This window comes from Streptomyces prunicolor NBRC 13075 (genome assembly GCF_000367365.1).
Classification (GTDB): domain Bacteria; phylum Actinomycetota; class Actinomycetes; order Streptomycetales; family Streptomycetaceae; genus Streptomyces; species Streptomyces prunicolor.
On record NZ_BARF01000153.1, the window covers coordinates 20,509 to 32,447 of the forward strand.

Consider the following 11,939-nt stretch of genomic DNA (forward strand, 5'->3'; position numbering starts at 1 on the left):
CCCACCGAGCAGGACCGCGAGACCGACCAACGCGCGCACGGCTCCTAGGTAAGGCAGGTACAAGGCTGGGACGACGGACACCACAGACCCACCTCGCCCTCAGCCAGGGCTGAGCTTCCCGTTCAGGCCGCGAAGAGGGTCGTACCGACCCTCCTCTTCCGTTGTGCAGGAAAATCGGGCGTGGAGAAGGGCCGACCGGCCAGAATACGGGTGCCTCAGCCGCGGACCATCAGGCGTCGTGCGCCAGCGCGCCGTCCACGACCCAGCCGAGCGGGTGCGGCTCCGGGTCGTCCGCGCCGGGGGCCGGGGGCTCTCCCCCCGCCTCGTTGAAGGCGTTGAGGGCCTCGACCAGCGCCAGCCGTTCCGTCGGCCTGAGTCGCGCGACAACGGCGGCGATCTCGGAGCGACGCCGGGCCGTGACGTCCTCGACCGTGCGCCGACCCTCCTCGGTGAGCTGCAGCAGCGTCTCGCGCCGGTTGCCGGGGTTGGTCTGCCGGTCGGCGAGACCGGCGGCGATCAGCCGGTCGACCATGCGCATGGCCGTCGAGGGCGCCACCTGGAGCAGCTCGGCGAGCGCGACCAGTTTGGTGGCACCCCGGGTGGAGAGCACGACCAGCATCCGGAACTGCGGGAGGGTCACCCCTTCCTCAACAGCGGCGAGCGAGCGGGCGGAGACCGCCACCAGCAGCCGGGACGCGGTCAGCACCGCCCGGGTGACCTCGTCGACATCGTCCATGGCCCCCGCTGGGGTCTCTCGCTCCGGCATATGTCCTTTCTACCGTGCAGAAGTCGCCGCTCACGCACGTGATGGGGACAGATTTTCCTTCCCCATGACCGTGGCACCGGAGCAGAAGCATCGCGGCGTCGTCGTGCAGCGGCCCTGCGCGTGCCGCATCAAGTCCTCACCGGTCGCCGACCCAACTCACTCCGGTTTCCCTTGACCAAACACATGGAGGCACCCCCCGGACCGGCGCCTCACGGCAGTCCGGCGCGTCGCCGGAGCGTATGCCCACCGCGACCGCCCTCCGTGCCGCGCTGCACGGCTTCGCAGCCGATGGCATCTCCCGCCGGGTGAACCCCGCCGGAGACAGAAGAAGCCCGTCGCCACACCCAATGGACACCGACTGAACGATTGTTTAGCATGCTGTACATGCGTTCAATCTCCGACGACCGGACCTCTCGCGCGATCATCCGCGACGAGTCCCTTCGCCTGTTCGCCGTGAACGGGCCGGGGACGGTGACCGTGCGGCAGATCGCCGCCGCCGCGGGCGTGTCCCCCGCTCTGGTCGTGCACCACTTCGGCTCGAAGGAAGGACTGCACCAGGAGGTCGACCAGTACGTCCTGGACGTCTTCGAGGCGATGCTCGGCGAACTGACGGGCGAAAGCGGGGCGGAACTGCTCGACCCGAAATCTGGGGCGAGTTCGCTGAGTGAGGCGTTCGCCCGGCATCTGCCCGACGGCTCGCCGGTGCCGGCCTACGTGCGCCGGCTCCTGCTGTCCGACACGGATGCCGGGCGGCTGCTGTTCCGGCGGCTGTACGACCTGAGCCGCTCCGCGCTGGACGGCTTGGCCGCGGCCGGACTGGCCGCCCCGGGACAGGATCCGGCCGTGCGCGCCGCCTTCCTCCTCGCCAACGATCTGGCCCTGTTCCTGCTGCGCGACCGTCTCACCGAAGTCCTGGGCACGGACCCGCTGTCGGCCGACGGCATGGCCCGCTGGGCGCCGGAGATGCTCAGCATCTACGCGGGCGGGCTGAACGCGACACCACCGCAACCGCAAGGAGAAGCCCCCTAGGGAGACCGCACATGGCACCCGGCTCAACACCCGCACCAGCGCCCGCACTTCAGGCCCGCGACATCCACAAGTCCTACGGCAGGCACTCCGTCCTGCGCGGCGCCGACCTGACCGTCGCTCCCGGCCGACTCGTCGCCGTCGTCGGGGAGAACGGCGCCGGCAAGTCGACCCTGCTGAAGATCCTGGCCGGCACCCTGTCCGTTGACAGCGGCGAGGTGACGCTGACCGGAACCTTCGGCTACTGCCCGCAGGACCCGGTCCTGAACGCGGCTCTCACCGTCGAGCAGCACCTGCGTTACTTCGCCGCCGCACACCGCCTCCCCGGCCTGGACCGCGGCCGTGAACTCGTCCGGCTCCTGGGCTACGAGCGCTACGCGCAGTCGGTCGCCGGTGAACTGTCCGGCGGCACCCGGCAGAAGCTCAACCTCACCCTCGCCCTGCTCCACGACCCCGACGTGCTGCTCCTGGACGAGCCGTATCAGGGCTTCGACTGGGAGACCTACCTGCGGTTCTGGGACCTGGTCGACGACCTGCGCACCCGCGGCAAGGCAGTCGTGATCATCACCCACATGGTCTTCGAGCAGAACCGCTTCGACCTGCTGGCCGACCTCGACGACGGCCGCCTCACCCCGCGCACCGCATCGATGGAGGAGCACCATGTCGACGCCTGACGCACCTGAACTCCGGCCGCGGTACGGGCAGTTCTCCACCGCCCTGCGCTTCTCGGTGCGCGACCAGACCCGCAACCGGCTCGCCGGCCTGCTGCTCGTCCTCTTCGTGCCCCTCTGGTACCTGGTGATGGACGCCATGGCCTCGGGCGAGACGCTGGACTTCAAGCTGTACGCCACCGGCGAGGTCCTGCACGTCGACGGCGGCCACCTCACTCTAATCTCGGCGGGGCTCAACTCCGTCACGATGATCGCCGGGTTCGTCGTCTTCGACGCCGTGCGCAAGGCCCTCGCCTTCGACCGGCGCCTGGTCTTCGCCGGATACCGGCAGTCCACCCTCATCGGCGCCAAGACCCTCGCCATCGCCGCGGTCGCCACCGCGATCGCCCTCTACACCGCGCTCGCCGTCCTCTTCTTCTGGCGGCCGACCACCAGCGGCTGGTGCGCCGTACTCGCCGCCTTCGCGGTCATCGCCCTCACCTACGGCGCCCTCGGACTGCTCCTCGGTGTCCTGGTCAAGCGGGACCTGGAGGGCTTCTTCCTGATCATCATGGGCGGCCTGATGGACACCTTCCTGCAGAACCCGCTGGGCAACCCGCTCGCCAACAAGCCGATCCTTGAGTGGTTCCCCTCCTTCGGCCCGATGCAGTTCGCGGCCGGCGGCGCCTTCGGGCACACCGCCCTGTGGGGACACCTCGCCCTCGGACTGGTGTGGGCGGCCTCGTTCAGCGCGGTGGGACTGGTCATCTTCCGCGTCCGGACCCGCAACCGTACGCGCACACCCCACCCGGCCGAGGGTGCACTACTCCCGGCGCGGTAGCCGACCACTCCCCACGGAGTAGCCCAAAGGCACAACGCCCAGGTGACGCCGAACCACACGGCACCGGTCCAGCCTGGGGTCATGATTCTCATCGAACTGTTCGTGCCCCAGGGCGTGTTCGACCCGGCACAACGCCGACGGCTGGGCGAGCGTCTCATCGACGCGCTCATGGGCACCGAGGACGCCCATGCCAAACCGGTCATGGACTCCGCACGCGCCCTCACCCAGGTCCTCGTCCAGGAACCCGCCGCGTGGATCACCGGCGACCCCCACCCGGCGGACCCCGCCGACCCGCCCCGCTACCTGATCCGCGTCAGCGCCCCGGCCGCCTGGCGCAAGGAGATGAGCGGCCACGCCGTCGAACGCCTCACCCAGGCCCTCGCCGACACCGAGGCGGAGGCCGGCCGGAACCCCGCCCGGCTCCGCGACCAGCCCCACGCCCTCGTCCACGTCGTCGGCATCGCCGAAGGCAGCCTCGGCATGTGCGGGCGCCCCATGGGCAGCCTCGAACTCATCCAGCACATGACCGCCCCGCACCGCGACGACATCGCACACCTGCCCACCGCCGACCTGCCACCGGGCACGGTCATCGACCCGGTGTGCGGCATGACCGTGGACCTCAACACCACGGACCTCACCCTGGAGTACGACGACACCGTCTACGGCTTCTGCAACGGCCAGTGCCGCCGCATATTCGCCGACGAGCACGGCGTACCGCTCAAGGCGTGAGCCCCGCCCGGCAGACCGACCGAGGTGACCAGTTCGGGCGAGCAACCCACTGCGGCAGCGCATCCGTGGCCCGGCCGAACGCGGGAGCCACCCCTACGCCTGGTCGACGTACGGGTGGCCCGGCGCCGGGTTCGCCCGCCGCCGGGAGGTTTGCTGCTTGCGCCGTGGGCCTGCCGCCCGGGTGAGGAGCGGGCCGCGGCGTCAGGCGAGGGCGAAGTACCGCAGCCACACGTAGACCAGCGAGATGGACACGGTCGCGGCGGTCACGACGAGGCCGTACTTGGTGAACTGCCAGAAGGAGATGGGCTGTCGGTTGCGTTCGGCGATGCCGAGGACGACGACGTTCGCGGAGGCCCCGATGGCGGTGGCGTTGCCGCCGAGGTCGGCACCGAGGGCCAGGGCCCACCACATGACGTGGTCGCTCGCGCCGCCCATGTCGTGGACCAGGTCGCTGGTGATGGGGGCCATGGTGGCGACGTAGGGGATGTTGTCGACGATGCCGGACAGCACGGCGGAGCCGCCGAGCAGGGTCATCGAGCCGCCCTGTTCGTTGCCTCCGATGGCTTCCGCGAGCTTCTGGGAGATCTCGCCGACGACCCCGGTGTCGATGAGCCCGCCGATCATGACGAAGAGTCCGGCGAAGAAAGCGAGCGTGGGCCACTCCACCTCGGCCAGCACGTCGTGGGTGTCAACCGTGGAGACGGCGATGAGGAGTCCGGCGCCGAGGAGGGCGACGATGCTGGGCTCGTAGTGCAGCACCGGGTGCAGGACGAAGCCGGCGACCACCAGGGCCAGCACGAGCAGGCCCTGGACGAGGAGGCGGGGGTTCTTGATGGCCTCGCGCTCCTCCAGGGCCATGATCTCGGCGGCGCGGTCCTCGTCGTAGACGAAGGTCTTGCGGAACATCACCCGGCACAGCAGGAGGAGAACCACCACCAGGACCGCCGAGAGCGGGGCGAGGTGGACGAGAAAGTCGTTGAAGGTCAGGCCGGCCCGGCTGGCGATGATGATGTTGGGCGGGTCGCCGACCAGGGTCGCGGTGCCGCCGATGTTCGACGCGAACACCTCCGCGATCAGGAAGGGGGCGGCCGGCAGCGCGAGGCGCTCGCAGACCAGCAGCGTGACCGGGGCGATCAGCAGGACCGTGGTGACGTTGTCGAGCAGCGCGGAGGCCAGCGCGGTGATCACCACCAGCATGGCCATCACCCGGAACGGCTGGGCGCGGGCGCGCTTGACGGCCCAGATGGCCAGGTACTCGAACATGCCGGTCTTCTTCAGCACGCCGACGATCATCATCATGCCCATCAGCAGGAAGATGACGTTCCAGTCGATGCCGGAGTCCTCGGAGTAGAACGCCGAGACGTCGTCGGTGGCCCCGATCGTGAGCATCAGGCCCGCGCCGCCCAGGGCCACGGCGACGCGGTGGATCTTCTCGCTGATGATCAGGGCGTACGCGCCGACGAAGACGACGATCGACGCCCAGCTGTGCCAGTCGTTCACGATCCTCCGGTTGCCGAGAGTGCTTGCGGTGACGTGTGGGTGGGTGCGTCCGAGGCGTCGTGCCCGTCCGGGATGCCTGCCAGGTCCTCGACGTCGAAGGCGCGGGCGATCGGCACGTCCGTGGAGCTGTGGGCGACGATCGAGAAGGCGACGCACACCGCCACCAGCGTGAACGCTTGCTCTGCCTGTGGGATGCCGGACCGCAGCACCAGCAGCCCGTAGACCACCGACGCGAAGCCCTTCGGACCGAACCAGGCCGCCACGAGCTTCTCCCGCCGGGAGATGCCCGTGCCGAGCAGCGAGATCAGCAGCGAGGCCGGGCGGATCAGGAAGATCGCCAGGAGCACCGCCGTATAACCGCCGAACGACAGATCCCCGAACAGCCCCGGCGTGAGCAGCGCGCCGAACACGAGCAGCGCCGCGAACTTCGCCAGCTCCGCGAGCGCCTCGCCGAGCGGCTCGAAGGACGCCTTCGCCTCCGGCGAGACGTGGGCGAGGACCGCGCCCGCAGAGAACGCGGCCAGGTAGGGGTTGGCGTGCGTGAGGTGGCAGGCCGCGTACAGGATGATGCCGGTCGCCAGCGGCAACAGCGGCTGGAGTTTCGGCTCCGCGCCCAGCAGGCGGAACCGCACCAACCCGCCCGCGAGCAGCGGCAGTACGACACCGAAGGCCAGGCCCAGCAGCAACTCGACCGCGATCTTCCCCGGAGACGCCTCGCCGCTGCCGGCCGTCGGACCGGCGGCGGCGATCAGGACGAGGACGACCGGCAGGGCGAGCCCGTCGTTGACACCGCTCTCCACGTTCAGCAACTGCCGCAACTTGGCGGGGACTTCGGTGCGTCCGACGATCGCCGAGGCGAACACCGGGTCGGTCGGCGCCAGTACCGCGCCCACCAGGAACGACGTCGTCCAGTCCAGACCCACCAGGAAGTGGGTGACCAGCGCCATGAAGACGAACGCGAGCGGCATGCCCAGTCCGAGAGCCCGTGCCGGGTTCCTCCAGTGGGCACGCAGCTTCGGCAGCGAGACGTGCATGCCGTCGGTGAACAGCACCGCGAACAGGGCGAGGTCCGCCGTCACGGAGACGATCCCGCTGTCGGGTGTGATGTGGATCAGGCCGAGGAAACCGTCGCTGACGAGCGCGCCACCGGCCAGGAAGAGGAAAGACGTGGACAGTACCGTCCGGGCCGCCAGGCCCGACAACAGCACCGCCACCAGCAAAGCGACACCGAACACCGCCACCAGCACCATGTCGAGCGCCCCGATCGGAAGAGAGAGTGATCCCCTGCTCGCCGACCAGGCTTCCCGGCACACCACGGGGAACCTTACCGGTTCTTGACGCGTCTTTAACAGGTTGTTGCCAGGCACCGCGGGATGTGCGGCCTTGCCGGTTTCCGGCAAGGAGCGGGCTGCTCCAGATGATGCCTCCGTACGGCTCGGACCCCGCCCACACGCGTGGCTGCCCAGGGAACGTGCGCCTAGGCTGAGGGCCAGGTGTGCCGGGAAGTCTGGTCGGCGGTCGGCCCTCCTCTGCCCACGGAGCCTCGCATGCCGCACTCCCCCGCAGCTCACGGACCTCACGAGCATCACCGACTCCGGGAAGTCGGTCAGCGTCTCCGAAACGCCCTGCGACACCCGACAGTCAGTGTGACCTCCGACGGGGACCACGTTGTCGTACGCCTCACGGGAGAAATCACCTCCCGCAACGCGAAGAATGTCGGAGAACGCCTGCGGGAGGCCCTCGACACCCGCCCGGGCGTCCTCGAAGTCGACCTCGGCCAGGTGACCTACCTCAGCAACGACGGGGGTGCGGCGTTCTTCCGGGCGCTGCCGGCGGCGCACCCGCACGACACCCGGGTGACCGTGACGCACGCGAGTTCCCGAGCCCGGACCACGCTCACCCAACTGGGCCTGGCCCGCCTCATCGACATCCGCACCGACGCGGACCGACCCGAGCTCTGAGCGCGGAAATCAGGCGGAAGTGGCGGCGAGCAGCCGCTCCAGCAGATGGGAAGCCGTGATCACGCCGAGCAGGCGCACGCCGGTCCTGTCCTGCTCCACGACCGCCACCAGCGGGCTGCGGACCTGCGCCATCTGCACGGCGACCTCCAGCGCGGTGTCGTCCGGCGCCGCCACAGCCGGCAGCGGCGTGCTCTTCGAGAGGCAGTCGCGCACCTTGCGGCCGGCCAGTGCCTCGCACAGCCGGTCGGCGTGACGTTCGTCGACCACCGCGGCGAGGGTCGGGTCCTCGACCACATAGGCAGGTACCAGGATCTTGACCATCTGGGAGGCGGGCAGAATCGCCTGCGGCGCCCCCCGTTCGTCGAGCACCAACAGCGCGGGCAGCCGCTGTTCGGCCATCAGCCGCGCGGCATCCAAGGCGTCACTGTCGAGGCCGACCGTCTCGTACTCCACCGCCAGATCACGCGCACGCACGCTCGGCTCCTGTCTCACGCTCGACGCACCGGCGGCCGGCCCGTCCGGTCGTCCGTCGAAACGGCCCGCTGGTCGTACGGGCACGATACAACCGGCGGCGCAGGGTGTACGTCCCGCGGATCCGCCCGCATCCGCCGTCGGTCTTGGCGGACCAGTACGGCCGTGCCGAGCACCACGATCACCAGGGCGGCGGCCAGCGGCGCGAGGAAGTAGGCCATCAATTCTCCTGCCGCCCCGGCGTGTGCCGGGCGTCCAGGTCAGCAGCATGCATGACACATGTCCTTGGGCAGGGAAGGTGGACGTGCGAGGCACGAGGACGTGGCCCGGGTTGAGTGGGCCCCGGCTCAAGCGGCATGGTCGTGCGAGGTTGGCCGGGAGGGCCCTCGCTCCTCCGGGAAGAGGCGGCGCAGTGCCCGCACGAACCGGCGGGTGAGCCTCCAGGCGACGAGCGGCGCGCCGACCGCCACCGCCAGGCGCAGCGCCCAGGCAGCTGTCCCCCCAGGCCCGAGTGCGATCAGCAGGGCGGTCGCGCCGACGCCGAAGACCCAAGCGAGCACCACCGGCACAGAGACCGCCACCGCCACCGGTATCCCGCCCATCCCCCAGGCAGTCGGATCTGCGTCCGTGTCGAAGCCGTCCAGGGCCACGACGCCGACGGCGACCAGCAGCCAGAAGCACACGACCACGATCACAGCGGTGGTGAGCAGGATCATGGGCAGGCCGGTGGCGGCCTCCACGAAGATCCGCATCTCCGAGCCCACCTCCTGCCCACCTCACCATCCGACGGGCGCTGTTCCCCTCCGGGTTCCGGCGCGGGCACCACCTGCCGGTGTCCGGCACCGGAACCATCCACAGTGCTCCCCACACGCCATGCTGCACGGCCGAGCACAGCCCGCGCATTGCCGGTTCCCGGCAGCGTTCACTAGGGTCTGCATGCCGGTGAACCGCCAAGAAACCGTCACCGGCACGTCAAGACTGCAAGGTGGGGACGACGTGACGGACCGAGAGATCCCAGGCCGGTACCTGGACGGCTATGCACGGATCCTGACCGAGGTCTCGGCCACCGGCCGACGCCTCACCCGCGAGGAGATCGAGTCCCGGCGCACCCTGGGGGAACAGGCCGCCGACGCCGGCCACGGACTGCGCGACCTCGTCAGCGCGCATCTGGCCGCCGCTCGCGTCGCCTGGCCCCACGCCGTCGGCTCGACCGACATCGCCCTCGCCGCCGTACAGCAGGTGATAGACGCCTTCGCCGAGGGCTACGAACGCGCCCAACGCCTCGCCGTACGCCAGGAGGAGGCCGCGCGGCGGGAGTTCATCGACGACCTCCTCTACGGCCGCAGCGACCTGGGCCGGCTCGCCGAACGCGCCGAGCGCTTCGGACTGCGCCTCTCCCACGCACACGCCGTCGCCGTCGCCCAGGGCCCGGCCGCCTACGACGAGGGCGACCAAGTGCCCCGGCAGGTCGAGCGCGCGCTCACGGCCCGCTTCGGTGACCGCAGCATCCTGCTCACCACCAAGGACGGCCGCCTGCTCTGCGTCGCCCCCGGCCACCAGGAAGAGGTCCTCACCCACTTCGCCAAACAGGTGTATGCCGCCACCGACGGCTGCCGCGTCGCCGTCGGGCGCTCCCAGCCCGGCCCGGGCGGGGTCGTGCAGTCCTACGAAGAAGCGCTGAACGCCCTCGAACTGGCCGAGCGCCTCGGCCTCGACGGGCCGGTGCTGCGCGCCGCCGACCTGCTCGTCTACCCGGTCCTCACCCGCGACCGGCAGGCGATGGCCGACCTCGTCCTCGACACCCTCGGCCCGCTCACCACCGCCCGCGGCGGCGCCGAGCCCCTCCTCGACACCCTCACCACCTACTTCGACTCCGGCTGCGTCGCCGCCGAAGCCGCCCGCCGCCTCACCCTGAGCGTGCGCGCACTGACCTACCGCCTGGAACGCATCCACAAACTCACCGGCGCCGACCCGGCCGACCCCGCCCACCGCTACAAGCTGCAGACAGCCGTGATCGGCGCCCGCCTGCTCGACTGGCCCGACCAGGACCTCTGACACAGGGCCAGTTCAACGCCAGCCGGGGCCAAGAGCCCACGTGCCTGTTGCGCTCACGGCACCCGGACCCACAGCGCCTTGGACGGCGTGCCCTGGTCGTCGGACGCGAAACATGTACCAACCCTGCGGGACCAGGCCGCAGTTGTCCGGGACGGTGACCTCAACTCCCTTGCCGTCCTTGGTCTTCTTCAAGGTGAGGCGGCGGAGCGCTGTTCGACATCGGTGACGTGGGCGGTGGAGCTGGAGTGGATCAGCCGCGCCGTCCTGATCACCGAGGCGTACTTGGTGGCGAAGGCGGCCGGGTAGGCGTGGAACTGGCGGAACCTCCCGCTGTACTTCCAGGTCTTCGTCTTCGGGGCGCAGATCTCGCACTTGCCCGGCACGATCTGGCCGATGTCGTCCAGACCGGACAGGGCCAGGACCCGGCCGTCGGCGAGCCGGGTCAGGGTCGGGTACCAGCGGGCCTCGTACATCGAGGCGACCTTGGTGAACTCCTCAGCAGGCCCACGCGCGAGTTCCCGCTCGTTCTGCTCCAGGAATCTGCGAACCCGTGCGCTTTGGCACATTGACGCCGAACACCCAGCACCAACCCAGCGCGGACACCAGGCCCCGCCCACCGCCGGACCCAAGGCAAGCCCGAGAGCATGCGTGGCGGCGGCCTGCATCCGAGCGCGGTGCCCAACCGGTCCGATGAACCGCTGACGGGTCGGCTCCGCCACGTCTAGGGTGCGCCCATGCTCGACGCAACCGTGTCGCAGGCGGAAGCCGACCTGCACGCCAAGCCGCACACGCTGGGCGCAGCAGTCGCCGCTCTGCCCATCACGGCGGGCCTGTACGCCTGGTGGGCCCCGCCAGAGGTGCTGGCCCCCTTCGGCGGGCCGGTGAATGAGAGCGATCCCGGACAGCGCCTTCTCTACCTCGGCAAGGCCAAGCGGCTGCGGACCCGCATCATCTCCAACCACCTGAGGGACTCAGGCCGCTCCACCCTGCGCCGCACATTGGCGGGGTGGCTGATGCCGGCCGAGGGCTACCGCACCACGTGGACCGACCGCGTCGTCCTGACCCCCGAGGACGAGCAGCGCCTCACCGACTGGATGCGCGAACACCTCCGCCTCACCTGGAGCGAGCGCCCCGATCCCGTCCCCCCACTGGGTCATCCGAACCCCTTGACCCGCCAACGTCGGCGCAGCCAGTCGCCAGCCTCCCCGAGAGCGACGAGAAAGACCGCCGAAGCCGCGCACCGGGCCGGCGAGGCGGGCTGTGCCAGCGCCTTGCCCAGAAGCCAGAGAACCAAGGCGAGCAGCGCCCACCAGATACCGAGCGACAAGGCAACACGTCCCGTCCGCGAGCTCACATCGATCCAGGCCGACGCGCGCCCGGAGTGTCGCCCGGTCCGGGCTGCTCGGCGGCGCCCATTTCCAGACTGAAGACCGGCGGGTCGCTGTCGAAGCCCCGGATCATGTCGTGGAACTCCCAGGCACCGGAGCCGTCCCTCGTGAACTCCGCGACCGTCGTGGCGGTCGAGTCGGCGACCCGGGCGAAGTCGTCTGCCAGCACTTCCCTGTATCCCTCGACGACCAGCACACCGGCATTCGCCATGTCGCCGAACGTCCGGCGCCCGCCGTCCTGATGGATGGCCACCCCGACCACGACCCGGCCGTAGGCGGATGCCAGCCGGTCGAACTCCAGACTCATGACCTCGACGTAGCCCAAGCCCAGCCCGGTCCGGCTGTGCCGGGACATGTTGATGGTGCCGTCGGGTGACCGGCTGTCGTAGTGGACGACATAGACCGGCCGCCCGTAGACGTCGTCCGCGGAGTAGGTCGCGGCGATGATGTCGAGATGCCGAGGCGGTTCCCCCAGGGGACTCGGATCCCATTTCAGTCGCACCTCGACCTTCCCAAGCCCCTTGCCCGCGCTGCTCACCGGACACCACCTTT

Annotated in this window: 14 protein-coding genes and 1 pseudogene; 7 read left to right on the forward strand and 8 right to left on the reverse strand. The window is 70.1% G+C overall.

Annotated features, from left to right (window positions below; translation table 11 throughout):
- Window positions 1–229: 229 nt before the first annotated feature.
- A complete protein-coding gene (locus tag SPR02S_RS52695) occupies window positions 230–766 on the reverse strand; it encodes a MarR family winged helix-turn-helix transcriptional regulator (protein WP_026151706.1) in 537 nt (178 codons plus the stop codon).
- A gap of 384 nt (window positions 767–1,150) precedes the next feature.
- Here SPR02S_RS52695 and SPR02S_RS52700 point away from each other — a divergent pair, with 384 nt between their 5' ends.
- The 4 genes from SPR02S_RS52700 to SPR02S_RS52715 all read left to right on the forward strand — a co-directional run bounded on the left by SPR02S_RS52700 (window position 1,151) and on the right by SPR02S_RS52715 (window position 4,012).
- Entirely contained in the window at window positions 1,151–1,795 is a 645-nt protein-coding gene (locus SPR02S_RS52700; protein WP_026151707.1) for a TetR/AcrR family transcriptional regulator, read from the forward strand.
- An 11-nt stretch (window positions 1,796–1,806) separates the two neighbouring features.
- Window positions 1,807–2,466, forward strand: a complete 660-nt coding sequence (locus tag SPR02S_RS52705; RefSeq protein ID WP_019065120.1) for an ABC transporter ATP-binding protein — start codon at window positions 1,807–1,809, stop codon at window positions 2,464–2,466.
- Complete coding sequence (locus SPR02S_RS52710) at window positions 2,453–3,283, forward strand: ABC transporter permease (protein WP_019065121.1); 831 nt, start codon at window positions 2,453–2,455, stop codon at window positions 3,281–3,283. The genes SPR02S_RS52705 and SPR02S_RS52710 overlap by 14 nt, the downstream gene beginning before the upstream one ends.
- 81 nt (window positions 3,284–3,364) lie before the next feature.
- A complete protein-coding gene (locus tag SPR02S_RS52715) occupies window positions 3,365–4,012 on the forward strand; it encodes a YHS domain-containing protein (protein ID WP_026151708.1) in 648 nt (215 codons plus the stop codon).
- Between the two features lie 201 nt (window positions 4,013–4,213).
- Here the strand turns inward: SPR02S_RS52715 and SPR02S_RS52720 are convergent, their stop codons facing one another.
- Together SPR02S_RS52720 and SPR02S_RS52725 are read right to left on the reverse strand one after the other, a co-directional pair.
- Entirely contained in the window at window positions 4,214–5,512 is a 1,299-nt protein-coding gene (locus SPR02S_RS52720; protein WP_019065123.1) for an ArsB/NhaD family transporter, read from the reverse strand.
- Window positions 5,509–6,762, reverse strand: coding sequence for a cation:proton antiporter (locus tag SPR02S_RS52725; RefSeq protein WP_019065124.1), 1,254 nt, complete (start codon window positions 6,760–6,762; stop codon window positions 5,509–5,511). Before SPR02S_RS52725 ends, SPR02S_RS52720 begins: the two co-directional genes overlap by 4 nt.
- Window positions 6,763–7,158: 396 nt before the next feature.
- On the opposite strand from SPR02S_RS52725, the gene SPR02S_RS52730 reads away from it, so the two are divergent.
- Complete coding sequence (locus SPR02S_RS52730; protein ID WP_019065125.1) at window positions 7,159–7,473, forward strand: STAS domain-containing protein; 315 nt, start codon at window positions 7,159–7,161, stop codon at window positions 7,471–7,473.
- Window positions 7,474–7,482: 9 nt separating this feature from the next.
- On the opposite strand, the gene SPR02S_RS52735 is transcribed toward SPR02S_RS52730, so the two are convergent.
- The 3 genes from SPR02S_RS52735 to SPR02S_RS52745 form a co-directional block, all read right to left on the reverse strand.
- A complete protein-coding gene (locus SPR02S_RS52735) occupies window positions 7,483–7,947 on the reverse strand; it encodes a CBS domain-containing protein (RefSeq protein WP_019065126.1) in 465 nt (154 codons plus the stop codon).
- A gap of 14 nt (window positions 7,948–7,961) precedes the next feature.
- Window positions 7,962–8,165 (reverse strand): hypothetical protein, encoded by a 204-nt coding sequence (locus SPR02S_RS52740; RefSeq protein WP_019065127.1) that lies wholly within the window; start codon window positions 8,163–8,165, stop codon window positions 7,962–7,964.
- A 126-nt stretch (window positions 8,166–8,291) separates the two neighbouring features.
- Entirely contained in the window at window positions 8,292–8,696 is a 405-nt protein-coding gene (locus SPR02S_RS52745) for a hypothetical protein (protein WP_019065128.1), read from the reverse strand.
- Between the two features lie 244 nt (window positions 8,697–8,940).
- Here SPR02S_RS52745 and SPR02S_RS52750 point away from each other — a divergent pair, with 244 nt between their 5' ends.
- Window positions 8,941–9,999 (forward strand): PucR family transcriptional regulator, encoded by a 1,059-nt coding sequence (locus SPR02S_RS52750; RefSeq protein WP_019065129.1) that lies wholly within the window; start codon window positions 8,941–8,943, stop codon window positions 9,997–9,999.
- Window positions 10,000–10,289: 290 nt separating this feature from the next.
- Here the strand turns inward: SPR02S_RS52750 and SPR02S_RS66535 are convergent.
- Window positions 10,290–10,499: pseudogene (locus SPR02S_RS66535) on the reverse strand (radical copper oxidase GlxA); the annotation flags it as partial.
- A 234-nt stretch (window positions 10,500–10,733) separates the two neighbouring features.
- Here SPR02S_RS66535 and SPR02S_RS64435 point away from each other — a divergent pair.
- Entirely contained in the window at window positions 10,734–11,426 is a 693-nt protein-coding gene (locus SPR02S_RS64435; RefSeq protein ID WP_026151710.1) for a GIY-YIG nuclease family protein, read from the forward strand.
- Here SPR02S_RS64435 and SPR02S_RS52765 read toward each other — a convergent pair.
- Window positions 11,350–11,925: a TerD family protein gene (locus SPR02S_RS52765; RefSeq protein WP_019065131.1), complete on the reverse strand. Its 576-nt coding sequence runs from the start codon at window positions 11,923–11,925 to the stop codon at window positions 11,350–11,352. The genes SPR02S_RS64435 and SPR02S_RS52765 overlap by 77 nt on opposite strands.
- Between the last annotated feature and the right edge of the window lie 14 nt (window positions 11,926–11,939).

Coding starts and splice junctions, on each gene's coding strand:
- SPR02S_RS52695 (WP_026151706.1), bottom strand. CDS start 766: ATGCCGGAGCGAGAGACCCCAGCGGGGGCCATGGACGATGTCGACGAG.
- SPR02S_RS52700 (WP_026151707.1), top strand. CDS start 1,151: ATGCGTTCAATCTCCGACGACCGGACCTCTCGCGCGATCATCCGCGAC.
- SPR02S_RS52705 (WP_019065120.1), top strand. CDS start 1,807: ATGGCACCCGGCTCAACACCCGCACCAGCGCCCGCACTTCAGGCCCGC.
- SPR02S_RS52710 (WP_019065121.1), top strand. CDS start 2,453: ATGTCGACGCCTGACGCACCTGAACTCCGGCCGCGGTACGGGCAGTTC.
- SPR02S_RS52715 (WP_026151708.1), top strand. CDS start 3,365: ATGATTCTCATCGAACTGTTCGTGCCCCAGGGCGTGTTCGACCCGGCA.
- SPR02S_RS52725 (WP_019065124.1), bottom strand. CDS start 6,762: ATGGTGCTGGTGGCGGTGTTCGGTGTCGCTTTGCTGGTGGCGGTGCTG.
- SPR02S_RS52740 (WP_019065127.1), bottom strand. CDS start 8,165: ATGGCCTACTTCCTCGCGCCGCTGGCCGCCGCCCTGGTGATCGTGGTG.
- SPR02S_RS52745 (WP_019065128.1), bottom strand. CDS start 8,696: ATGCGGATCTTCGTGGAGGCCGCCACCGGCCTGCCCATGATCCTGCTC.
- SPR02S_RS64435 (WP_026151710.1), top strand. CDS start 10,734: ATGCTCGACGCAACCGTGTCGCAGGCGGAAGCCGACCTGCACGCCAAG.